1 protein-coding gene (running past one end of the window) is annotated in these 26,146 nt (G+C 76.7%); it reads right to left on the bottom strand.

Annotation, left to right across the window (positions count from 1 at the left end; translation table 11 throughout):
- Positions 1 to 26,146, bottom strand: the 3' portion of a protein-coding gene (locus ACGFSC_RS17130; RefSeq protein WP_359903828.1) for a type I polyketide synthase. 11,642 nt of this gene lie beyond the right edge of the window; 26,146 of the gene's 37,788 nt are visible here — the last part of the coding sequence; the start codon falls outside the window, past its right edge — the gene reads right to left on this strand; its stop codon occupies positions 1 to 3.

The raw sequence follows: 26,146 nt of genomic DNA on the forward strand, positions 1-26,146 counted from the left end.
TCAAGCCGGGCCCCCGAATTCCTTCCGGATGAGGTCGAGGACCTCATCGGCGCTGGCGTCGTCCAGCGCGTCGTCCGATTGCGTCTCGCCCGTGCCCGCCAGGCGGGCCAGCAGGCCCTGGAGCCGGGCGGCGACGTCCGCCCGTTCCCGCTCGTCGGCGTCGAGCCGCAGCAGCCTGGCCTCCAGCCGGTCCAGGTCCGCCACTACGTCGACCGTCCGGTCGGCCTCCTCGGGCAGCAGCAGGCTGCCGAGGTGGGCGCCGAGCGCGGTGGGCGTCGGGTGGTCGAACACCAGCGTGGCCGGCAGGTTGAGACCGGTCTCGTGGTGCAGCAGGTTGCGGAACTCCACCGCGATCAGCGAGTCGAACCCGATCGAGCGGAACGCCTGGTCCGGTGCGACGGCCTCGGCGCTGTCGCGGCCGAGGACCGCGGCGGCGCGGGCGCGGACCAGGTCGAGCAGCATCCGCTGCCGCTGCGGGGCGGGCAGCGCCGCCAGTTCCCGGCGCAGCCCGGCGGAGCCGTCGAGGACGACCGCCTCGGCCGCCGACGGGACCAGCGCCGCGAACTCCGCCAGGTCGCGCATCAGCGGGTTCGGCCGCGTCCCGGCGAACCGGGGCGCGAAGGTGGGCCAGTCGATGTCCGCGACCACCAGGTTCGGCCGGTCCCCGCCGATCGCCCGGGCCAGGGCCCGGACCGCCGAACGCGGGTCCATCGCCGGGACCCCGCTGCGGCGCAGCCGGTCCGTCACGACCTGACCGGTGGCCATTCCGTCCTGCGCCCACGGGCCCCAGGCCACCGACACGCCGGGCAGGCCCCGGTCGTGCCGGTGCTCCATCCAGGCGTCCAGGAAGGCGTTCGCCGCGGCGTAGTTGCCCTGTCCGGCGCTGCCGACGGTGCCGGCCAGCGAGGAGAACGCCACGAAGAAGTCCAGGTCACCGGTGAGTTCGTCCAGGTGCACCAGGCCGGACGCCTTCGCCGCCAGGACGGTGGCGAACCGCTCCGGGGTGAGGGCGTCGAGCGTGCCGTCGTCCAGGACCCCGGCCGCGTGCACCACGCCGATCAGCGGGGCCTCGGACGGGACCTGCGCCAGCACCGCCGCCAGCGCCTCGCGGTCGGCGGCGTCGCAGGCCGCGACGGTCGCCTCGGCGCCCAGTTCGGCGAGTTCGGCGACGAGTTCGGCGGCGCCGGGCGCCTCCGGGCCGCGGCGGCCGGTCAGCAGCAGCCGGGTGACGCCGGACTCGGCGAGCCAGCGGGCGACCACCGCGCCCAGCGCGCCGGTTCCGCCGGTGACCAGCACCGTGCCGGGACCGGACGGCGCCCACGAGGGCTCCGCCGTACCGTCGGTGGCGTCGACCCGGACGAGGCGCCGGACGAGGGCCTCGCCCGCGCCGCGCACCGCGACCTGGTCCTCGCCCGGTGTGCCGCCCAGCACGCCGGCCAGGGTCCGGCCGGCCGCCGCGTCCACGGTCTCCGGCAGGTCGACCAGGCCGCCCCAGCGCTGCGGGTGCTCCAGCGCGGCGACCCGGCCGAGGCCCCACACCTGCGCCTGCGCCGGGTCGGCGAGCAGGTCGCCGGGGCCGGTCCGGACGGCGCCGCGGGTGAGCGTCCACAGCGGCGTCTTCAGGTTGGCGTCGCCGAGCGCCTGCACCGTCACCAGGGTGGCGGCCACGGCCGGCGACACGGCGCGGTCGGCGTCCGGGCCGTCGTGGGCGGCGGCCAGCAGCACCGCGCCGGCCACGTCGGGCACGCCCTCGACCGCGGCCAGGAGGCGGGCCGCGAGAGCGGCCCGGTCGAGGTCCGCCGGGTCCAGTACGAGGTCGACGGTGCGCGCCCCGGCGGAGCGGATCGCCGTGCGCACGCCCTCGGCCAGGTCCCGGTCGGTCCCGTCGAGGACCAGCACCAGCCAGCTCCCGTCCAGTTCGGGCTCGGCGACCGGCGCCGGGACCGGCTTCCAGGTGACCTCGTAGCGCCAGCTGTCGAGCACCGAGTCCCGGCGGCGCAGCCGGCGCCAGGAGGAGAGCGCGGGCAGGATCTCGCCGAGCACCTCGGACCGCTCGCCGAGGCGCAGCGTGCCCGCCAGTTCGGCCAGGTCCTCGCGCTCGACGGCCTCCCAGAACCGGGACTCCACGGCGTCCCCGGACGGCAGCGGCGCGGGCGCCGGGGTCGGCCAGAACCGCTCGTGGTGGAAGGCGTACGTCGGCAGGTCGACCCGTCGGCCGCGCGGCAGGACCGCCGGCCAGTCCACCTCGGCGCCGGCCGTCCAGAGCCGGGCCAGCGCGTGCAGCGCCGTCCCGGCCTCGTTCCGGTCGCGCCGCATCACGGGGGCGAACACGGCCTCGGAGACGGACTGCTGGGCCAGCGCGCAGAGCACGCCGTCCGGGCCGAGCTCCACGAAGCGGGTGACGCCCTCGCGGTGCAGGGTGTCGACGCCGTCGGCGAAGCGGACGGCTTCGCGGACCTGCCGCAGCCAGTAGTCGGGGGTGGTGAGCAGTCCGGGTTCGGCGATCCCGCCGGTCAGGTTGGAGACGACCGGGATGCGCGGCTCGGCGAAGGTCAACCCGCCGAGTACGGAGGCGAATTCGCCGAGCATCGGCTCCATCAGGGCCGAGTGGAAGGCGTGCGAGACCGTCAGACGGCTGGTCTTGCGACCCTCGGCCTTCCAGCGGGCCGCGAACTCCTCGACCACCTCGGCCGGACCCGAAACCACCAGCGCGGTCGGGCCGTTGACGGCCGCGACATCCAGTCGACCGCCGATCGCGTCGCGGACCTCGGCCTCGGTGGCCTGCACCGCCAGCATCGCCCCGCCGCTCGGCAGCGCGTCCATCAGCCGGCCGCGCGCCGCCACCAGGGCGCACGCGTCGGCGAGCGAGAACACCCCGGCGACGTGGGCGGCCGCGATCTCACCGATCGAGTGGCCGAGCAGGAACTCCGGTGCCACACCCCAGGATTCGAGCAGCCGGTACGAGGCGACCTCGACCGCGAACAGGCCGGCCTGAGCCCACACCGTACGGTCCAGATCCTCGGCGCCCTCGAACACCACATCCTTCACCGGCCGGTCCAGCAGCAGGTCGAACTCCGCGCAGACCGCGTCGAAGGCCGCCGCGAAAACCGGCTGCGCGTCGTACAACTCCCGGCCCATGCCTGCGCGCTGGGCGCCCTGGCCGGTGAACAGGAAGGCCAGGCGGCCCTCCCGCACGGTGCCGGTGACCACGTCCGCCGAGAAGGCCGCCGAGGCGAGGGCCCCGGCGCCGGAGCGCAGCGCTTCCCGGTCGGCGCCGAGCACGACGGCGCGGTGCGCCAGCCCGGCCCGTCCGGTCGCCAGCGACCAGGCCGCGTCCACCGGGTCGTGGCCGGGTTCGGCGTCCAGGTGCGCGGTGAGCCGCTGTGCCTGGGCCCGCAGCGATTCGGCGCTCTGCCCGGAGAGCAGCCAGGGCAGACCGCCCGCCGGAACGGCGGCCGGGGGCTCCACCGCTTCCGCCGACTCCACCGGGTCCGCCGGGGCGGACTCCAGGATGATGTGGGCGTTGGTGCCGCTGATGCCGAAGGAGGAGACGCCCGCCCGGCGCGGCCGGTCCAGCTCGGGCCAGGGGCGCGCCTCGGTGAGCAGTTCCACCGCGCCCGCCGACCAGTCGACCTGGGGCGACGGCTCACCAACGTGCAGGGTGGCCGGCAGCACGCCGTGCCGCAGCGCCTGCACCATCTTGATCACACCCGCCACACCGGCTGCCGCCTGGGTGTGGCCGATGTTGGACTTGATCGAGCCGAGCCAGAGCGGCTCGCCCGCACGCTCCCGGCCGTAGGTGGCCAGCAGCGCCTGGGCCTCGATCGGGTCGCCGAGCTTGGTGCCGGTGCCGTGCGCCTCGACGGCGTCCACGTCCGCGGCCGACAGCCCGGCGTTGGCGAGCGCCTGGCGGATCACCCGCTGCTGGGCGGGGCCGTTCGGGGCGGTGAGGCCGTTGGAGGCGCCGTCCTGGTTGACCGCGCTCCCCCGCACCACCGCCAGCACCCGGTGCCCGTTGCGGCGCGCGTCCGAGAGCCGCTCGACCAGCAGGACGCCGACGCCCTCGCCCCAGCCCGTACCGTCCGCGTCCGCCGCGAAGGCCTTGCAGCGGCCGTCGGCGGCCAGGCCGCCCTGGCGGTCGAACTCGCTGAACACGCCCGGCGTGGACATCACGGTGACACCGCCGGCCAGCGCCAGTTCGCACTCGCCCCGGCGCAGCGCCTGCGCCGCGAGGTGCAGGGCGACCAGCGAGGCGGAGCAGGCCGTGTCCACGGTCAGCGCCGGTCCCTCCAGCCCGAACGCGTACGCCACCCGGCCGGAGAGCACCGCCGCCGCGTTGCCGGTGGCGACGTGCCCCTCGACCTTGTCCTCGGCGGCGGCGAGCAGCGTCGGGTAATCCTGGCCGTTGGTGCCCGCGAAGACGCCCACGGACCGGCCCCGCGCGGACCGCGGGTCCATTCCGGCGGACTCGAAGGTCTCCCAGACCGTCTCCAGCAGCAGCCGCTGCTGGGGGTCCATCGCGAGGGCCTCGCGCGGCGAGATGCCGAACAGCGTGGCGTCGAACTCCGCGACGCCGTCGAGGAAGCCGCCGACGGCCGCGTACGAGCCCGACCGGTCGGCGAGGTCCCACCCGCGGTCGACGGGGAAGCCGGTCATCGCGTCCCCGCTGCCGGAGAGCAGCGCCCACAGGGCCTCCGGCGTCCGGGCGCCGCCCGGGAACCGGCAGGCCATGCCGACGATCGCGATCGGCTCGTCCTCGGCGGCGACGGACGCGGTGTCCGGCGCCGGCACCGGGTCGGCCGCACCGTACAGCTCGGCGAGCAGGAACTCGCCCAGGGCGATCGGCGTCGGGTGGTCGAAGACCAGGGTGGCCGGCAGCCGGAGGCCGGTGCGGGCACCGATCAGGTTGCGGAAGGCCACCGCGGTCAGCGAGTCGAAGCCGATGTCGCGGAAGGCCCGGCCCGGTTCGACGCTCGCGCTCGACGCGTGCCCCAGCACCGCGGCCGCGCAGCTGCGGATCAGGTCCAGCAGCGCCCGGTCGCGCTGGGCGGGGGGCAGCTCCGCGAGCCCCCGCGCCCCGGTCGCTTCCGCCCCGACGTCGTCGGCCCGGTCGGCCCGGTCGGTCCGGGCCGCTTCGGGCAGCTCGGCCAGCAGCGGGCTGGTCCTGGCCCCGGCGAAGGCGGGCAGCATCCGCGCCCAGTCGACGTCGGCGATCGCCACGAGGTCCTCGCCGTGGTCGACGGCCCTGGCCATCGCCTCCATCGCCAGTCGTGCGTCCATCGGCGTCAGTCCGGCGCGCCGGACCCGGTCGGCCACCACGTCCTCGGTGGCCATGCCCTGCTCCGCCCAGGCGCCCCAGGCGATCGAGAGTCCGGCGAGGCCGCGGTCGCGGCGCCGCTGGATCCACGCGTCCAGGAAGGCGTTCGCCGCCGCGTAGTTGCCCTGCCCGGCACTGCCCAGCGTCCCCGCCAGCGAGGAGAACACCACGAACAGGTCAAGGTCCAGCCCGGCCGTCAACTCGTCCAGGTGCAGCAGCCCGCCGACCTTGCCCGCGAAGACCGTCGCGAAACGCTCCGCCGACTGCGCGTCCAGCACGCCGTCGTCCACCACACCCGCGGTGTGCACCACACCGCTCAGCGGCAGCTCGGCGGGGATCCCCGCCAGCAGCGACGCCAGCGCGTCACGGTCCGCCACATCACAGGCAGCGACCGTCACCCGGGCACCCAGGGCCGTCAGCTCCGCCACCAACTCGCCCGCGCCCGGCGTCTCGACACCACGACGACCGGTCAGCACCAGATGCGGCACACCACGCCCGGCCAGCCAACGAGCCACCGACGCACCCAGCGCCCCCAGCCCACCGGTCACCAGCACCGTCCCGGACGGCGCCCACCCGTCGACCCGGCCGGTCGGCTGGACGGCCCGGACGAACCTGCGGCCGTAGACGCCCGAGGAGCGCACCGCCACCTGGTCCTCACCACCGCCCAGCACCGCCACCAGCCGACGACCGACCCGCTCGTCCACCACCGACGGAAGATCGACCAACCCGCCCCACACATCCGGCAGCTCCAGCGCCGCCACCCGGCCAAGACCCCACACCTGCGCCTGCCACGGGCTCACCAACCGGTCCGCCCGGCCCACCGACACCGCACCGGACGTCACCGACCACAGCTTGGCCCGGACACCGGAGTCGGCGAGGGCGTGCAGCAGGGTCAGCGTCGCTGCCACCCCGGCCGGGAGCAGCGAGCCCCCGGCATGCGGCTCGGCGTGCGGCTCGGCGTCGGTGGCGAGGAGCGAGACCACACCCGCCAGCCCGCCCCCGGCGTTCAACTCGCGCATCCGGTCGGCCAGTTCCTCCCGGCCGGCGCCGTCGACGGCCAGCGGAACGACCTCCGCACCGGCGGCCAGCAGCGCGCTCTCCACGCCCTCCACCGACGCACCCGCACCAGCACCCGCACCCGCACCCGCACCCGTCACCAGCAGCCAACGACCGGACAGCCGCCCCTCCGCCGAACCGGCCAACGGCTTCCACGTCACCCGGTACCGCCACGAGTCCACCACCGAATCCACCCGACGCCGCTGCCGCCACGAGGACAGCACCGGCAGGACGGAGCCCAACTCCTCGGGCGCCCGGTCGATGTCCAGGGCCGCGGCGAGTTCGCCGAGGTCCTGGCGCTCCACGGCCTGCCAGAAGCGCGCCTCGTCCGGGTCGGCCACGACGGCCGTTCCGGGCGCGGCCTTCGGCCAGTAGCGCTCCCGCTGGAAGGCGTAGGTCGGCAGCTCGGTCCGGCGGCCGGCGGGCAGCAGCCCGGACCAGTCGATCTCCGCCCCGGCCGTCCACAGCGTGGCGAGCGCCCGCAGTGCCGTGTCGGCGTCGTCCCGGTCCTTGCGCAGCAACGGCGCGCAGACCGCGTCGGGGAGCATCCGGCCGGCCAGCGCGGTCAGCACGCCGTCCGGGCCGAGCTCCACGAAGCGGGTGACGCCCCGGCCGTACAGCGCCTCGACGCCGTCGGCGAAGCGGACGGCCTCGCGGACCTGCCGCACCCAGTAGGACGGGGTGGACATCAGCCCGGGCCCGGCGAGTTCGCCGGTCAGGTCGGAGACGATCGGCAGCTGCGGCTCCGCGTAGGTCAACTCCGCCAGCACGGCGGCGAATTCTTCGAGCATCGGCTCCATCAGGGCCGAGTGGAAGGCGTGCGAGACCGTCAGACGGCTGGTCTTGCGACCCTCGGCCTTCCAGCGGGCCGCGAACTCCTCGACCACCTTGGCCGGACCCGAAACCACCAGCGCGGTCGGGCCGTTGACGGCCGCGACATCCAGCCGACCGCCGATCGCGTCGCGGACCTCGGCCTCGGTGGCCTGCACCGCCAGCATCGCCCCGCCGCTCGGCAGCGCGTCCATCAGCCGGCCGCGCGCCGCCACCAGGGCGCACGCGTCGGCGAGCGAGAACACCCCGGCGACGTGGGCGGCGGCGATCTCGCCGATCGAGTGCCCGAGGAGGAAGTCGGCCGTCACGCCCCAGGATTCGAGCAACCGGAACGAGGCGACCTCGACCGCGAACAGCCCGGCCTGCGCCCACACCGTCCGGTCCAGATCCTCGACGCCCTCGAACACCACGTCCTTCACCGGCCGGTCCAGCAGCAGGTCGAACTCCGCGCAGACCGCGTCGAAGGCCGCCGCGAACACCGGGAACCGCGCGTACAGCCCGGCCCCCATCCCGGCCCGCTGCGCGCCCTGACCGGTGAACAGGAAGGCCGTACCCCCCTGCGCCGTACCCCCCTGCGCCGGGACGCCCGAGACCACCAGGGCCGAGGGCTCGCCCGCCGCCAGCGCGGCGACACCGGAGCGCAGCTCGTCCCGGTCGCCGCCGAACACCACCGCGCGGTGGTCCAGCGCGGCCCGGGACAGCAGCCCCGCGGCCACCTCCGCCGGAGCGAACTCCGGTTCGGCCGCGAGGAATCCGGCCAGTCGCCCGGCCTGCGCCGCCAGTGCGGAGGCGGTCCGCCCCGACACCGGCCACGGCAGCACACCCTCGACGGCCACCGGCTCCTCGGCCGCCACCGCGGGCGCGGCCTCCAGGATGACGTGGGCGTTGGTGCCGCTGATGCCGAAGGAGGAGACGCCCGCGCGGCGCGGCCGGTCCAGCTCGGGCCAGGGGCGGGACTCGGTGAGCAGTTCCACCGCGCCCGCCGACCAGTCGACCTCGGAGGTCCGCTGCTCCGCGTGCAACGTCGCCGGGAGCACGCCGTGCCGCAGCGCCTGCACCATCTTGATCACACCCGCCACACCGGCCGCGGCCTGGGTGTGCCCGATGTTCGACTTGATCGCGCCGAGCCAGAGCGGCTCACCGGCCCGCTCCTGCCCGTAGGTGGCCAGCAGCGCCTGGGCCTCGATCGGGTCGCCCAGCTTGGTGCCGGTGCCGTGCGCCTCGACGGCGTCGACCTCGGCGGCCGACAGCCCGGCACTCGCCAGCGCCTGGCGGATCACCCGCTCCTGCGACGGGCCGTTCGGGGCGGTGAGGCCGTTGGACGCGCCGTCCTGGTTGACCGCGCTGCCGCGCACCACCGCCAGCACCTCGTGCCCGTGGCGCCGCGCGTCCGACAGCCGCTCCAGCACCAGCACGCCGACGCCCTCCGACCAGCCGGTGCCGTCCGCCTCGGCCGAGAAGGCCTTGCAGCGGCCGTCCGAGGCCAGGCCGCCTTGCCGGGCGAACTCGGCGAAGGCGGTGTTGGTGGACATCACGGTGACACCGCCGGCCAGCGCCAGTTCGCACTCGCCCCGGCGCAGCGCCTGGGCCGCGAGGTGCAGGGCGACCAGCGAGGCGGAGCAGGCCGTGTCCACGGTCAGCGCCGGGCCCTCCAGCCCGAACGCGTACGCGACCCGGCCGGAGAGCACCGACGCGGCGTTGCCGGTCAGCACGTGCCCCTCGACCTCCTCGTCGGAGGCGGCGAGCAGGGTGCCGTAGTCCTGGCCGTTGGTGCCGACGAAGACGCCGACGGGGGCGCCGTGGACGGACAGCGGGTCGGTGCCCGCCGATTCGAAGGCCTCCCAGGACGCCTCCAGCAGCAGCCGCTGCTGGGGGTCCATCGCGAGGGCCTCACGCGGCGAGATGCCGAACAGGCTCGCGTCGAAGTCGGTGGCGTGCCGGAGGAAGCCGCCCTCGGGCGCGTACGTCCCGGCGTCGCGGTCGAGGTCCCAGCCGCGGTCGGTCGGGAACGGGCCGACGCCGTCCGCGCCGTCGGTCAGCAGCTGCCACAGTTCGGCGGGCGTGCCGACGTCGCCGGGGAAGCGGCAGCTCATGCCGACGATCACGATCGGCTCGTCGGTCCCGGCCGGTGCGGGCGCCATCGCCTCGGTCAGCACGGCCCGGTCACCGAGCATCAGGCCGAGCAGGTGATCGGCGAGCCGGGTGGGCGTCGGGTGGTCGAACACGAGCGTCGTCGGCAGCCGCAGCGCGGTCTCGGCGCCGAGCCGGTTGCGCAGTTCGACGGCGGTCAGCGAGTCGAAGCCCAGCTCCCGGAAGGCCCGGGCGGGCGCCACCGCGTCGACCGAGGCGTGGCCGAGCACGGACGCGGCCTGGGCCCGGACGAGGTCGAGCAGCAGCTGGCGGCGCCGGCCGGCCGGCGCCGAGGCCAGCTCGGAGCCCATCGGCACGGGGGCCTCCGCCCCGGCGGGCGCGGGCCGCGCCGCGGCTTCCGGCAGGTCCGCGAGCAGGGTGCTCGGACGGGAGCCGGTGAAGCCGCCGAGGAACTGCGGCCAGTCGATGTCGGCGACGCTGACCTCGGTCTCGTCGTGGTCGACGGCCCTGGCCAGGGCCTGGATCGCGAGTTCCGGGTCCATCGGCAGCACGCCGCCGCGCCGCAGCCGCTCGACGACCACCTCGCCGGTGGCGAGGCCGTCCTGCGCCCAGGCGCCCCAGGCGATCGAGAGTCCGGCGAGGCCGCGGTCGCGGCGCCGCTGGATCCACGCGTCCAGGAAGGCGTTCGCCGCCGCGTAGTTGCCCTGCCCGGCACTGCCCAGAGTGCCCGCCAGCGAGGAGAACACCACGAACAGGTCCAACTCCAGCCCGGCCGTCAACTCGTCCAGGTGCAGCAGCCCGCCGACCTTGCCCGCGAAGACCGTCTCGAAGCGCTCCGCCGACTGCGCGTCCAGCATTCCGTCGTCCACCACACCCGCGGTGTGCACCACACCGCTCAGCGGCAGCTCGGCCGGAATCCCCGCCAGCAGGGACACCACCGCGTCACGGTCCGCCACATCACAGGCAGCCACCGTCACCCGGGCACCCAGGCCCGTCAGCTCCGCCACCAGCTCCACGGCGCCCGGCGTCTCGACACCACGACGACCGGTCAGCACCAGATGCGGCACACCACGCCCGGCCAGCCAACGAGCCACCGACGCACCCAGCGCCCCCAGCCCACCGGTCACCAGCACCGTCCCGGACGGCGTCCACGCACCGGCCCGGCCGGTCGGCTGGACGGCCCGGACGAACCTGCGGCCGTAGACGCCCGAGGAGCGCACCGCCACCTGGTCCTCGGCACCGCCCAGCACCGCCACCAGCCGACGACCGACCCGCTCGTCCACCACCGACGGAAGATCGACCAACCCGCCCCACACATCCGGCAGCTCCAGCGCCGCCACCCGGCCAAGACCCCACACCTGCGCCTGCCACGGACTCACCAACCGGTCCGCCCGGCCCACCGACACCGCACCGGACGTCACCGACCACAGCTTGGCGCGCACGCCCGCGTCACCGAGCGCCCGCAACAGCGCCAGGGTGGCCGGCGCACCGGTCGACACCGGGGTGCCCTCGTCCTGCGGCTCCTCGACGGCGAGCAGCGAGACCACTCCCGCGAACTCGCCACCGGCGTTCAACTCGCGCATCCGGTCCGCCAGTTCCTCCCGGCCGGCGCCGTCGACGGCCAGCGGAACGACCTCCGCACCGGCGGCCAGCAGCGCGCTCTCCACGCCCTCCACCGACACACCAGCACCCGCACCCGCACCCGCACCCGTCACCAGCAGCCAACGACCGGACAGCCGCCCCTCTGCCGAACCGGCCAACGGCTTCCACGTCACCCGGTACCGCCAGGAGTCCACCACCGAATCCACCCGACGCCGCTGCCGCCACGAGGACAGCACCGGCAGCAGCGAGCGCAGCGCGCCGTCCTCGTCCAGCTCCAGGGACTCCGACAGCTCGGCCAGGTCCCCGCGCTCGACGGCGTCCCAGAACCGGGCCTCGGTCGGGTCGCCCTCGGCCGCCACGGCGGCCGCCTCCAGCCAGTAGTGCTCGCGCTGGAAGGCGTAGGTCGGCAGCTCGATCCGACGGTCGGCGGGCAGCAGCGCGGTGAAGTCGACGGGCGCACCCGCGGTCCAGGCCTCCGCCAGCGCCAGCAGCACCTGCTCGGGGCCGCCCTGGCCTCGCCGCAGCGTGCCCAGCACGGCCGCCTCGGCCTCGACCGCGTCGGCGGTCTCCTGCACGCCGACCGTCAGCACCGGGTGCGGGCTGCACTCCACGAACACCGACCGGCCACCGGCCAGCAGCGCCCGCGTCGCTTCCTCGAAGCGCACCGGGGAACGCAGGTTGTCGAACCAGTACCCGGCGTCCATCCGCGCCGTGTCGATCGGCGTACCGGTCAGCGTCGAGTAGAGCGGCACCACGGACGTGGTCGGGCTGATCCCGGCCAGGTCGTCCAGGATGCGCCCGCGCAGCCGGTCGACCTGGGCGGAGTGCGAGGCGTAGTCCACCGGGATCCGGCGGGCCCGCACCTCCCGCTCCTCGCAGAGCGCCATCAGCCCGTCCAGCGCGTCCGGCTCGCCCGAGACCACCGTCGACGACGGGCCGTTGTACGCGGCCACCGAGATCCGGCCGTCGAAGCCCGCGATCAGCTCCTCGACCACCGCACTGCCCGCCGCAACGGACACCATCCCGCCGCCACCGGCGAGTTCGACGATGGCCCGGCTGCGCAGCGCGACCACCCGGGCGCCGTCCTCGACGGACAGCGCACCCGCGACCACCGCGGCGGCGATCTCGCCCTGCGAGTGACCGATCACGGCCGACGGCTCCACACCGTGCGCCCGCCAGACCTCGGCCAGCGACACCATCACGGCCCACAGCACCGGCTGGACCACGTCCACCCGGTCCAGCTCCGCGCCCGAACGCAGCACCTCGGTCAGCGACCAGTCCGTGAACGGCGCCAACGCCGCCTCACACGCGGCCAACCGCGCCGCGAACACCGGTGAGGCCTCGGCGAGTTCCCACGCCATACCGACCCACTGCGAACCCTGACCCGGGAACACGAACACCACATCACCCGGGACGACCCGACCCCGGACCACACCCTCGCCACCGAGCACCGCGAGCCCGTCCAGCAGCGCCTCCCGCTCCGCGCCCAGCAGCACCGCACGGTGCTCCAGACCCGCCCGCGACAGCAGCGCGGACGCCACATCCGCCACCGACGACTCCGGACGCCCCAGCACGAACTCCCGCAGCCGCTCCGCCTGCGCACCCAGCGCCGCCGGCGTCCGGCCCGACAGCAGCCACGGCACCGGGCCCGCGCCCGGAACGGCGGGCTCCTCGGCCGCCGTCGCGGGCGCGGATTCGAGGATCACATGGGCGTTGGTGCCGCTGATCCCGAAGGAGGAAATACCCGCGCGACGCGGCCGGTCCGCCTCGGGCCACGGCCGGGCCTCGGTGAGCAGCTCCACCGCACCGGCCGACCAGTCCACGTGTGGGGACGGCGCGTCCACGTGCAGGGTCGCCGGCAGTACCTCGTGCCGCATCGCCAGCACCATCTTGATCACACCCGCCACACCGGCCGCGGCCTGGGTGTGCCCGATGTTCGACTTGATCGAGCCCAGCCACAGCGGCCGGTCCGCGAACCGGTCCTGACCGTAGGTGGCCAGCAGCGCCTGGGCCTCGATCGGGTCGCCCAGCTTGGTGCCCGTGCCGTGCGCCTCCACCGCGTCGACCTCGGCGGCCGACAGCCCGGCGTTGGCCAGCGCCTGCCGGATCACCCGCTCCTGCGACGGACCGTTCGGCGCCGTCAGACCGTTCGACGCACCGTCCTGGTTGACGGCGGTGCCCCGCACCACCGCCAGCACCCGGTGCCCGTTGCGGCGCGCGTCGGAGAGCCGCTCCAGCACCAGCAGGCCCACGCCCTCCGACCAGCCGCTGCCGTCGGCGGCGGCCGAGAAGGCCTTGCAGCGCCCGTCGGCGGCCAGCCCGCCCTGGCGGCTGAACTCGGTGAACACCGAGGGCGTGGCGAGCACGGTGACACCGCCGGCCAGCGCCAGGTCGCAGTCTCCGGAGCGCAGCGCCTGGGCCGCCTGGTGCATGGCGACCAGGGAGGAGGAGCACGCGGTGTCCACGGTGACCGCCGGGCCCTCCAGACCGAAGGTGTAGGAGACCCGGCCGGAGGCGACGCTGCCCGCGTTGCCGGTGCCGAGGAAGCCCTGGACCTCGTCCGGGACGGCTCCGCCGCCGGTCGCGTAGTCGTGGTACATCAGTCCGGCGTAGACACCGGTCCGGCTGCCGCGCAGCGCGGTCGGGTCCAGGCCGGCGCTCTCGAAGGCCTCCCAGGAGGCCTCCAGCAGCAGCCGCTGCTGCGGGTCCATCGCCAGCGCCTCGCGCGGGGAGATCCCGAACAGGCCGGCGTCGAACCGGGCGGCGTCGTGCAGGAAGCCGCCCTCGAAGACGGTCGCGGCGCCCGCGCTCTCGCCGGCGTACACGGCGCCGACGTCCCAGCCGCGGTCGGTCGGGAAGGCGGTGATGCCGTCCCCGCCGGAGGCCAGCAGCTCCCACAGCCGGTCCGGGTCGGTGACGCCGCCGGGGTAGCGGCAGCTCATGCCGACGATCGCGATCGGCTCGTCCGGGGCGGCGGTCGTGGCGGCGGGCGCGGTGGCGGCCGGGGCGGCCGGGCGCCGGCCGAGCAGCTCGGCGCGGACGAACTCGGCCAGCACGGCCGGGGTCGGGTGGTCGAACACCAGGGTGGCGGGCAGCCGCAGCCCGGTGACCTCCTGGAGCCGGTTGCGCAGCCGGACCGCGAGCAGCGAGTCGAAGCCGAGGTCCTTGAAGGCCCGGCCGGGCTCGACGGCGGCCGCGCTCGCGTGGCCGAGGACGGCGGCGACCTCGGTGGCGAGCAGTTCCCCGACCGTCCGGGCCTGCTCGGCCTCGGTGAGCCCGGTCAGCCGGTGCGCGAGCGAGCCGGTGGCGGTCTCGGCGGCGGCGGCGCGCCGCGGGGCCGGGCGGACCAGTGCGCGCAGCAGCGGCGGCACCTCGCCGTCCGGGCCGACGGCCGAGCGCAGCCGGATCGGCAGCAGGTGCGGGCGGGCGGAGCCGACGGCCGCGTCGAACAGGGCGAGTCCGTCGGCGTCGCCGAGCGACTCCGCGGTGCGGGAGGCCCGGGCGACCTGCTCGGTGGAGAGGTGGCCGGTCATCCCGCTGGCGCCGGCCCACAGGCCCCAGCCGAGCGAGACCGCCGCGAGGCCCGCGGCGGCGCGGCGGGCGGCCAGCGCGTCCAGGGCCGCGTTCGCCGCCGCGTAGGCCGCCTGGCCCTCCGGGCCGAAGGTGCCGGCGGCGGAGGAGAACAGGACGAACAGGCCGAGTTCGCGGTCGGCGGTCAGCTCGTGCAGGTTGAGCGCCGCGTCCACCTTGGGTCGCAGCACCCCGGCCAGCCGGGCGTCGTCGTACGAGCCGACGGTGCCGTCGTCGATCACGCCGGCGGCGTGGACGATGCCCGTGACCGGGTGTTCGGCCAGCACGGCGGCGAGCGCGTCGCGGTCGGCGGCGTCGCAGGCGACGACCGTCGCGTCGGCGCCCAGTGCCCGCAGCTCGTCGACCAGTTCGGCGGCGCCGGGGGCGTCGGCGCCCCGCCGGCCGAGCAGCACCAGCCGGCGCACCCCGTGCCGGGCGGCCAGGTGTCGGGCGACCAGGCCGCCCAGGGTGCCGGTGCCGCCGGTGATCAGCACCGACTCGGGCAGCGCGGGCGTGTCCGCGGCCGGGGTGCGGACCAGGCGCGGGAGCAGCACGGTGCCGTCGCGCAGCGCGGTGCGGGGCTCGGTGTCCACGGCGGACGGCCAGGGGCCGCCGTCCCCGGCCGGGTCGCGGTCGACCAGGACGAAGCTGCCGGGGTGCTCGGCCTGGGCCGAGGCGACCAGGCCGTGCACGGCGGCGCCCGCGAGGTCGGCGTCCGTGCCGACGGCGCCGCGGGTGAGCAGTACGAGCCGGGAGGCGCCGAGCCGTTCCTCGGCGAGCCAGTCGCGCAGCAGGCCGAGGACAGCGGAGGTGGTGGCCAGCACGGCCCGCGCGTCGTCGCCGGACGGGACCGGCAGGACGACGACGGCCGGGGTGGGCGCGCCCGCGTCGAGGGCGGCGGTCAGCGCGGCGAGGTCCGGGTGGCGGACGGCCCGCGGCAGTCCGGCGTCGTCGGCGCCGAGCACCGCCCAGCCGGTGGTGTCGGGGCTCGCGGTCGGGTCGGTCGCGGGCACCCAGTCCAGGGCGAACAGGGCGTCGTGGACGCCGCGCGCGGCGCCGCCGTCCAGGGCTTCGGGGGTGATCTCCCGGGCGGCCAGCGCGTCGACGGTGAACACGGGGGCGCCGGTGGGGTCGGCGGCCCGCACGGTGGTTCCGCCGGGGCCGCGGGTCAGGGCGACCCGCAGCACGGTGGCGCCGACGGCCTGGAGCGAGACGCCGGTCCAGGCGAAGGGCAGCCTGGTTCCGGCCTCGGCGTCGAGGGCGGCGGCGTGCAGGGCGGCGTCCAGGAGTGCGGGGTGCACGCCGTAGCCGTCGGCCTGGACGTCCTGGGGCAGGGCGACCTCGGCGTAGACGGTGCTGCCGTCGCGCCAGGCGGCGCGCAGGCCCTGGAAGGCGGGGCCGTAGCCGTAGCCGGCCTCGGTGAGCGTCTGGTAGAAGCCGGCCAGGTCGACGGGCCGGGCGCCGTGGGGCGGCCACTGGGCGTGGTCGAAGCCGGCGGCGGGCGCGTGCGCGCCGAGCAGACCGGTGGCGTGGCAGGTCCACGGCGCGTCCTCGCCGGACCGGGAGGAGACCTCCACGGTGCGGTCGCCCGCGCCGTCCGCCGGGCCGACGGCGACCTGGACGGCCACCGCGTCGGCCGCGGTCAGCACCAGCGGGGCCTGGAGCACCAGTTCCCGCAGCAGGGCGCTGCCGGCCTGTTCGCCGGCCCGCAGGGCCATCTCCACGAAGGCCGCGCCGGGCACCAGGGTGCGGCCGAGCACGGTGTGGTCGGCCAGCCACGGGTGGCCGGTCGTGGACAGCCGTCCGGTCAGGACGACGCCGTCGTGGGCGAGCGGGACGGCGGCCCGCAGCAGCGGGTGGCCGGCCGTCACCTGGCCGACGGCGGCGGCGTCGTGCGCCGCGAGGGGCTTGGGCCAGTAGTACTCGCGCTGGAAGGCGTAGCCGGGCAGGGCGACGCGGCGGGCGGGCGGCAGCACTCCGGCGGCGTCCACCGGCACGCCGGCCGTCCAGAGTTCGGCGAGGACGGTCAGGAAGCGCTCGGCTCCGCCGTCGTCGCGCCGCAGGGTGCCGACCGCGGTGAGCGCGGTGCCGGCGTCCTCGGCGGTCTCCTGGAGGGCGACCGAGACCACGGGGTGGGGGCTGCACTCGACGAACACCGAGCGGCCGTCGGCGAGCAGGGCGCGGGTGGCCTGCTCGAACAGGACGGTGGAGCGCAGGTTGTCGTACCAGTACCCGGCGTCCATCCGCGCGGTGTCGATCGGCTCGCCCGTCAGCGTCGAGTAGAGCGGCACCGTGGAGGTGGTCGGGCTGATCCCGGCCAGCTCCGTCAGGACCCGCTCGCGGACCCGCTCCACCTGGGCGGAGTGCGAGGCGTAGTCCACCGGGATCCGGCGGGCCCGCACCTCCCGCTCCTCGCAGAGCGCCATCAGCGCGTCCAGCGCGCCGGGCTCGCCCGAGACCACCGTCGACGACGGCCCGTTGAACGCGGCCACCGAGATCCGGCCGTCGAAGCCGGCGATCAGTTCCTCGACCACCGCGCTGCCCGCGGCGACGGACACCATCCCGCCGTCACCGGCGAGTTCGATCAGCGCCCGGCTGCGCAGCGCGACCACCTTGGCACCGTCCTCGACGGACAGCGCACCCGCGACCACGGCCGCGGCGATCTCGCCCTGCGAGTGGCCGATCACGGCCGAGGGCTCCACACCGTGCGCCCGCCACACCTCGGCCAGCGACACCATCACGGCCCACAGCACCGGCTGGACCACGTCCACCCGGGACAGGTCCGCACCCTCGCGCAGCACCTCGGTCAGCGACCAGTCCGTGTACGGCGCCAGCGCCGCCTCGCACGCGGCCAGCCGGGAAGCGAACACCGGTGACCAGTCGGCGAGTTCCCGCGCCATGCCGACCCACTGGGAGCCCTGGCCCGGGAAGACGAAGGCCACCGAACGGCCGTCGCGCTCCTCGGCGACTCCGGTGACCACCCCGGCCCGGGCCGTGCCCTCGGCGAGTGCCGCCAGCCCGTCCAGCAGGTCGGTCCGGTCGGCGCCGAGCAGCACCGCGCGGTGCTCCAGGTCGGCGCGGGACAGCAGTGCCCGGCCGATCTCCGCCGGGGTGAGCTCGCCGTGTCCGGCCGCGAACTCGCGCAGCCGCGCGGCCTGCGCCGCCAGTGCGGCCCGGGTGCGGGCCGACAGGAACCACGGGAGGACTCCGGAGCCGTTCTCCGGGGCCGCGGCGGTCCCGGAGACGACCGGGGCGGCCTCCAGGATGACGTGGGCGTTGGTGCCGCTCATGCCGAAGGAGGACACGCCCGCGCGGCGCGGCCGGTCCACGGCCGGCCAGGGGCGCGCCTCGGCCAGCAGTTCCACGGCGCCCGCCGCCCAGTCCACGTGACCGCTCGGCGCGGCGACGTGCAGGGTGGCCGGGAGCGTCCCGTGCCGCATCGCCTGCACCATCTTGATGACGCCCGCGACGCCGGCGGCGGCCTGGGTGTGGCCGATGTTGGACTTGATCGAGCCGAGCCAGAGCGGCTCGCCGCCGCGGTCCCGGCCGTAGGTGGCCAGCAGCGCCTGGGCCTCGATCGGGTCGCCGAGCCGGGTGCCGGTGCCGTGCGCCTCGACGGCGTCCACGTCCGAGACGGTCAGCCCCGCGTTGGCCAGCGCCTGGCGGATCACCCGCTCCTGCGAGGGCCCGTTGGGGGCGGTGAGGCCGTTGGAGGCGCCGTCCTGGTTGATGGCGCTGCCGCGCACCACGGCGAGCACCTGGTGGCCGTTGCGGCGCGCGTCGGAGAGCCGCTCCAGCACCAGCACGCCCACGCCCTCGGACCAGCCGGTGCCGTCCGCCTCGGCGGAGAACGGCTTGCAGCGGCCGTCCGCGGCGACGCCGCCCTGCCGGCTGAACTCGGCGAAGATCTCCGGTCCGGCCAGCACCGTGACACCGCCGGCCAGCGCCATCGCGCACTCGCCGCCGCGCAGCGCCTGGGCCGCGAGGTGCAGGGCCACCAGCGAGGAGGAGCAGGCGGTGTCCACCGTGAGGGCGGGGCCCTCCAGGCCGAAGGTGTACGACACCCGGCCGGAGATCACGCTGTTCGAGGTGCCGGCGAGGACGTGCCCCTCGGCGGTGGTGGAGAGGTCGGTGCCGATCCCGTAGTACGACGTGCCGGCGCCGAGGAAGACGCCCACCTGCTCGCCGCGCACCGCGGTCGGGTCGATGCCGGCGTCCTCGAAGGCCTCCCAGGCGGCCTCCAGCGAGAGCCGCTGCTGCGGGTCCATCGCCAGCGCCTCGCGCGGGGAGATCCCGAACAGGGTGGCGTCGAAGCCGGTGGCGTCGGCGAGGAAGCCGCCGCGCAGCGCGTACGGCGCGTCCGCGACCTCGGCCTCCCAGCCGCGGTCGGCGGGGAAGTCGGTCATGCCGTCGCCGCCCTCGGCGAGCAGCCGCCACAGCCGCTCCGGGCTGTCGGCGCCGCCGGGCAGGCGGCAGCTCATCCCGACGATCACGACCGGGTCCTGGTCGGTGGCCGTCGCGGCGGCCCGGACGGGCGCGGGCAGGTCACGGCCGCCGAGCAGTTCGCCGAGCAGGTACTCGGCGAGCGCGGCCGGGCTCGGGTGGTCGAAGACCAGGGTGGCGGGCAGCCGCAGGCCGGTGGCGGCCTGCATCCGGTTGCGCAGTTCCACCGAGGTCAGCGAGTCGAAGCCGGCCTCCTTGAAGGCGCGGCCGGCCGCGACGGCGTCCGGGGAGGCGTGGCCGAGCACCAGGGCGGTCTGCTCCCGGACCAGGTCGACCAGCAGCGGGAGCCGGCCGTCCGGCCGCACCCCGGCGAGCCGCTGGGTGAGGCTCGCGGCGGTCGGGGCGTCGCTGGCCCGGCGCAGCGCGGCGCCGGCCAGCGAGCGCAGCACCGGCGGCGGTCCCGCCGGGTCGTTGCGCAGCGCGGTCACGTCGAGGTTGGAGGTGACCAGGTGCGCGCGGGGCACGGTGCCGGCGACGTCGAACAGGGCCATGCCCTGCGCGGTGGTCAGCGGGGCGCCGACCCTGGCCGCCCGGGCCAGGTCGGCGCCGGTGAGGTGGCCGGTGATGCCGCTGGACTCGGCCCACAGGCCCCAGGCCAGCGAGACGCCGGCCAGGCCGCGGGCCCGCCGCTGGGCGGCGAGGGCGTCCAGGAAGCCGTTCGCGGCGGCGTAGTTGCCCTGCCCGGGCGGGCCGAGCACGGCGGCGACGGAGGAGAACAGCACGAACATCGCGAGGTCGCGGTCGGCGGTCAGCTCGTGCAGGTGGAGCGCGGCGTCCGCCTTGGGGCGCAGGACGGTGGCGAGCTGTTCGGCGGTGAGGGCGGTGACCACGCCGTCGTCGACCACGCCGGCGGTGTGGATGACGCCGGTGAGCGGGTGCTCGGCGGGGATCGCGGCGAGCACCGCGGCCAGCGCGTCCCGGTCGGCGGCGTCGCAGGCCGCGAGGGTCGTGTCGGCGCCCAGGTCCCGCAGCTCGTCGGCGAGTTCGGCAGCTCCCGGGCCGTCGGCGCCGCGCCGGCTGAGCAGCAGCAGGTGCCGCACGCCGTGCTCGGCGACCAGGTGGCGGGCCAGCAGCCCGCCCAGGGTGCCGGTGCCGCCGGTGATCAGGACGGTGCCCTCGGGGTCGAGCGGCACCGGGACGGTGACCACGTTCTTGCCGACGTGCTTGGCCTGGCTGATGTGCCGGAACACGGCGGGCGCCTCGCGGACGTCCCACGCGGTGATCGGCAGCAGCCGCAGCGCACCGGACTCGAACAGGCCGAGCACCTCGGCGAGGATCTCGCCCATCCGCTGCGGGCCGGCCTCGGAGGGGTCGAAGGCGCGGTAGCGCACGCCGGGGTGGTCGGCGGCGACGCTCTCGGCGTCGCGCGGGTCGGCCTTGCCCATGTCGGCGAAGCGCCCGCCCTCGGCGAGCAGCCGCAGCGAGGCGTCCGTGAACTCGCCGGCCAGCGAGTTCAGCACCACGTCCACACCACGTCCGCCGGTGGCGGTACGGAAGGACTCCTCGAAGGCGAGGTCGCGGGAGGAGGCGATGTGGGCGTCGTCCAGACCGGCCGCGCGCAGCGCGTCCCACTTGCCGGGGTTGGCGGTGCCGTACACCTCCAGGCCCAGGTGCCGGGCGAGTTGGACGGCGGCCATGCCGACGCCACCGGCCGCCGCGTGCACCAGGACGGACTCGCCGGGCCGGGCCGCGGCCACATCGACCAGTCCGTAGTAGGCGGTCACGAAGACGACCGGCATCGAGGCGGCCTCGGTGAAGGTCCAGCCGGCCGGGATCCGGGCGAGCCGGCGCCGGTCGGCGACGGCGACGGGGCCGAAGCCGCCGGGGAACAGGCCGAAGACCCGCTCGCCGGGGGCGAGGTCGGTGACCTCGGCGCCGACCTCCAGGACGACGCCGGCGCCCTCGGAGCCCAGCTCGGCGCGCTCGGGGTACATGCCGAGCGCGAGCAGCACGTCGCGGAAGTTCACACCGGCCGCGCGGACGCCGATCCGCACCTCGCCGGGGCCGAGCGGCCGCTCGGCGGTGTCGGCGGGCAGCAGCCGCAGGCTGGTCAGGATGCCGGGCTCGGTGGGGTCGAGGGTCCAGGCGGCGGCGTCCTCGGGGACGGTCAGCGCGGCGGAGGCGGGCACGCGCACCAGTCGGGGCGCGTACAGGGCGCCGCCGCGCGCGGCGAGCTGGTTCTCCCCCAGCTCCACCGCCCGGCGGACCAGCGCCCAGTCGGCCGAGCCGTCGTCGTCGAGCAGCAGGACGCGGTCCGGGTGCTCGGACTGGGCCGAGCGCAGCAGGCCCCACACCGCGGCGCCCGCCGGGTCGGCGGGCTCCTCCCCCGGGTGGACGGCCGCGGCACCGCGGGTGACGACCACCAGGCGGTCGGCCTCGTCCCGGTCGCCGGACAGCCAGCGCCGGGCGGCGTCGAGCGCCCCGGCGGTGGCGGTGCGGGCCCGGGCGGCGTCGTCCGCGCCGGTCGCCTCGACCCGGTGCAGCACCAGGGCCGCGCGGGCGTGGCCGGCCTCGACGGCGGACAGCTCCGCCACCGGGCACTCCTCGGCGGCGGCGGCGCCGGCCGGCAGCGCGCTCCACTCGACCGCGAACAGCGCGTCGCCGGCCTCGGCGCGGCGGCCGTCCGGCTGACCGGTGGGCGCCGGCCGCAGGGTCAGCGAGCGGACGTCGGCCACCGGTGCGCCGGTGGCGTCGGCGACCCGGATCGAGATCGCGTCCCGGCCCGCGGGGGCGAGCCGGACCCGGGCCACGGAGGCGCCGGTGGCGTGCAGGGTCACCCCGGACCAGGCGAACGGCAGCGGCGTCGCGCCGGCGTCGTCGAGGAACCCGCCGACGGTGGTGGCGTGCATGGCCGCGTCGAGCAGCGCCGGGTGGACGCCGTAGCCGGCGGCCTCCTCGGCGGCGCCCGCCGGGAGGGCGATCTCCGCGTAGACGGCGCCCTCGGCCCGCCAGGCCCGGCGCAGCCCGCGGAAGACCGGCCCGTAGCCGTAGCCGGCCTCGGTCAGCCGCTCGTAGTAGCCGTCCAGCTCCACCGGTTCGGCGTCGGCCGGCGGCCAGGCGGAGAGGTCGTACGGTTCGGCGTCCGTCCCGGCGGCCAGGGCGCCGGAGGCGTGCCGGGTCCAGCCGGCCGCGCCGTCGGGCTGGGCGTGGACGGCCACCGGGCGGTCGCCGGCCGGGTCCGGGTCGCCGACCCGCACCTGGATGCGGACGCCGCCGGTGGCGGGGACGGCCAGCGGGGCCTCGACCATCAGCTCGCGCAGCGCGGTGCAGCCGACCTCCCGGCCGGCCCGCAGCGCCAGTTCCACGAAGCCGGTGCCGGGCAGGATCGCCGTGCCGCGCACGGCGTGGTCGGCCAGCCAGGGCTGGGCGGCGAGCGACAGCCGGCCGGTGAGCAGCGCGCCCTCGCCGTCGGCGAGCGGCACGGCGGCGGTCAGCAGCGGGTGCTCGGTCGGCAGCAGGCCGGCGCCGGTCACGTCGGCCCCGGACCGGCCGGGGCGCAGCCAGTAGGGCCGGCGCTGGAAGGCGTACGGGGGCAGGGTGATCCGGCGGGCGCCGCGGTCGGCGAGGACGGCGGACCAGTCCACCGCGGCGCCCCGGGTCCAGGCGGTGGCGACGGCGGCCAGCAGGGTCTCGGCCTCGGGCCGCTCGCCCCGGGAGGCGGGCACCAGTGCGGCGTCGTCCCGGCCGGTGGCGTCCAGGGTGAGGCGCGCCATGGCGGTGAGCACCGCCTCCGGGCCGAGCTCCAGGAAACGGGTCGCGCCCTGGCCGGCGAGCCAGCGCACGCCGTCGGCGAAGCGGACGGCCCCGCGGACGTGCCGCACCCAGTAGTCGGGGGTGCAGATCTCCTCGGCGCCGGCGGCGGTGCCGGTGAGGTTGGAGACCACCGGCAGCCGCGGCGGGTGGTAGGCGAGGCCCTCGGCGACGGCGCGGAACTCGGCGAGCATCGGCTCCATCAGTGCCGAGTGGAAGGCGTGCGAGACCCGCAGCCGGCTGGTCCGGCGGCCCTCGGCGCGCCAGTGCCCGGCCAGGTCGGCGATCGCGTCCTGCGGTCCGGAGACCACGATCGCCCGCGGGCCGTTGACGGCGGCGACGTCGACCCCGTCGTGGGCGGCGAGCGCCTCGGCGGCCCCGGCCTCGTCGATCTCGACGGCCAGCATCGCGCCGCCGGCGGGCAGCGCCTGCATCAGCCGGCCGCGCGCGGCGACCAGGGTGCAGGCGTCGTCCAGCGAGAGCACGCCCGCGACGTGGGCGGCGGCGATCTCGCCGATGGAGTGGCCGAGCAGGAAGTCGGGGCGCACGCCCCAGTCCTCCAGCAGCCGGAACAGCGCCACCTCGAAGGCGAACAGCGCGGCCTGGGTGTGGACGGTCCGGTCCAGCAGGGCCGCCTCGGGGGTGTCCGCCTCGGCGAACATCACCGCGCGCAGCGGGTGGTCCAGCTCGGTGTCGAGCCGGGCGCAGACGGCGTCCAGGGCGTCGGCGAACACCGGGAAGGCGGTGTAGAGGGCGCGGCCCATGCCGGGGCGCTGGGAGCCCTGGCCGGAGAACAGGAACGCCGAGCGGCCGTCGGCGCTCTCGCCGCGCAGCACGCCGGGCGCCTCGGCGCCGGTGGCCAGCGCGCCGAGGCCGGCGAGCAGGCCGGTACGGTCGGCGGCCAGGACGACGGCGCGGTGCGCCAGGCCGGTGCGGCCGGTGGCCAGCGCCAGCGCGATGTCGGCCGGGTCCGGGTCGGTGCCCGTCCCCGCGTCGGCGAAGCCGTGCAGCCGCTCGGCCTGGGCGGCGAGCGCGCTGGGGTCGGCGGCGGACAGCAGCCACGGCAGCGGCGCCCCGGTGGCGGGTGCCGCCGGGCCGCGGGCCGCCGTCTCCTCGACGGGGGCGCTCTCCAGGATGACGTGGGCGTTGGTGCCGCTGACGCCGAAGGAGGAGACGCCGGCCCGCAGCGGTCGGCCGTTCTCGGGCCAGGGCTGCGTGGCGGTCGGCAGCTCGATCGCGCCGGCCGACCAGTCCACGTGCGGTGAGGGCGCGTCCAGGTGGAGCAGGCCGGGCAACTCGCCGTGGCGCATCGCCATGACCGTCTTGATCACCCCGGCGACGCCGGCGGCGGCCTGGGTGTGCCCGATGTTGGACTTCACCGAGCCGAGCAGCAGCGGCCGGTCGGCCGGTCGGTCCTGGCCGTAGGTGGCCAGCAGCGCCTGGGCCTCGATCGGGTCGCCCAGCTTGGTGCCGGTGCCGTGCGCCTCGACGGCGTCGACCTCGGCGGCCGTCAGTCCGGCGTTGGCGAGGGCCTGGCGGATCACCCGCTGCTGGGCGGGGCCGTTGGGGGCGGTGAGGCCGTTGGAGGCGCCGTCCTGGTTGACCGCGCTGCCGCGCAGCACGGCGAGCACCCGGTGCCCGTTGCGGCGGGCGTCGGAGAGCCGCTCGACCAGCAGCATGCCCACGCCCTCGGCCCAGCTGGTGCCGTCCGCCGCCGCCGAGAACGGCTTGCAGCGGCCGTCGACGGCGAGGCCGCGCTGCCGGCTGAACTCGATGAAGGAGTCGGGCGACACCATCACCGTCACGCCGCCCGCGAGGGCGATGCCGCACTCGCCGGAGCGCAGCGCCCCGGCCGCCATGTGCAGGGCGACCAGCGAGGAGGAGCAGGCGGTGTCCACCGTGATGGCGGGGCCCTCCAGGCCGAAGGTGTACGCGAGCCGGCCGGAGGCGACGCTGGTCGTGGTGCCGGTCAGCACGTGGCCCTCGACGCCGTCGGGCAGCACCGCGCCCTGCCCGTAGCCGGAGGAGGTCATGCCGACGAAGACGCCGCCCTGGCTGCCGCGCACGGCGGTGGCGTCGATGCCGGCGTCCTCGAAGGCCTCCCAGGCGGCCTCCAGCAGCAGCCGCTGCTGCGGGTCCATCGCCAGCGCCTCGCGCGGGGAGATCCCGAACAGGCCGGCGTCGAACTCGCCCGCGCCGGTGAGGAAGCCGCCGGAGCGGACGTAGGTGTGCCCCTGCCGGTCGGGGTCCGGGTCGTAGAGGCCCTCGACGTCCCAGCCGCGGTCGGTCGGGAAGTCGACGATCGCGTCCCCGCCGGCCGCGACCAGCCGCCAGAGGTCCTCGGGGCCCTCGACGCCGCCGGGGAAGCGGCAGCTCATGCCGATGATCGCGATGGGCTCGTCGGTGGCGGCGGTGGCCGTCGCGGCCGGGCCGGAGTCGAGCCCGCCGACCAGGTAGCGGGTCATCTCGCCGATGGTCGGGTGGTCGAACACGGCGGTGGCGGGCACCGGGGTGCCGGTGCCGGCCGCCAGGCGCTTGCCCAGTTCGACGGCGGTCAGCGAGTCGAAGCCGAGGTCCTTGAAGGTCCGGCCGGTCTCCAGGCCGCTCGGGTCGGCGTGCCCGAGCACCGCGGCGACCTCGGCGCGGACGACGGCCAGGGTCTCCCGCTCGCGCTCGGCGGCGGACAGTGCGGCGATCCGGCCGCCGAGGGCGGCCGCGCCGTCGGTGCCGGCGGCGGCCGCGGCGGTGCGCGGGCCGGGCAGGTCGGCGAGCAGCGGGCTGGGCCGGGCGGAGGTGAAGGAGGCGGTGAAGGTCGTCCAGTCGACGTCGGCGACGACGACGGTGGTCTCGTCCCGGTCGACGGCCCGGTCCAGCGCGGCCAGGGCCAGCCGCGGGTCCATGGCCGGGATGCCGCGGCGGCTCAGGAAGTCCGCGCCGCGGCCGTCCGGGCCGCCGGACCACGGGCCCCAGGCGACGGAGGTGGCCGGCAGGCCGAGCGACCGGCGGTGCTCGGCCAGGGCGTCGAGGTAGCTGTTGCCGGCCGCGTAGGCGGCCTGGCCGCCGCTGCCCCAGACCCCGGCGATCGAGGAGAACAGCACGAAGGCGTCCAGCGGCACGTCCGCGAGCGCGGCGTGCAGCCGGGCGGCGCCGGCGGTCTTGGCGGCGAGGACGGCCGCGAACTCTGCCGGACCGGTCAGCTCCAGGGCCTCGGTCGGGCCGACCTCGGCGGTGAGGACCACGCCCGCGACGGGGTGCTCGGCCAGCAGCGCGGCGAGCGCGTCGGCGTCGCCGAGGTCGCAGACGGCCACGGTGGCCGGGGTGCCGGCCCCGGTCGACTCGGCGGCGAAGTCGGCGAGTTCCCCGGACGGTGCGGAGGCGACCAGCAGCAGGTGCGCCGCGCCGCGGCCGGCCGCCCAGCGGGCGGCC

Source organism: Kitasatospora sp. NPDC048715 (assembly GCF_043198905.1).
Taxonomy (GTDB): domain Bacteria; phylum Actinomycetota; class Actinomycetes; order Streptomycetales; family Streptomycetaceae; genus Kitasatospora; species Kitasatospora lactacystinica.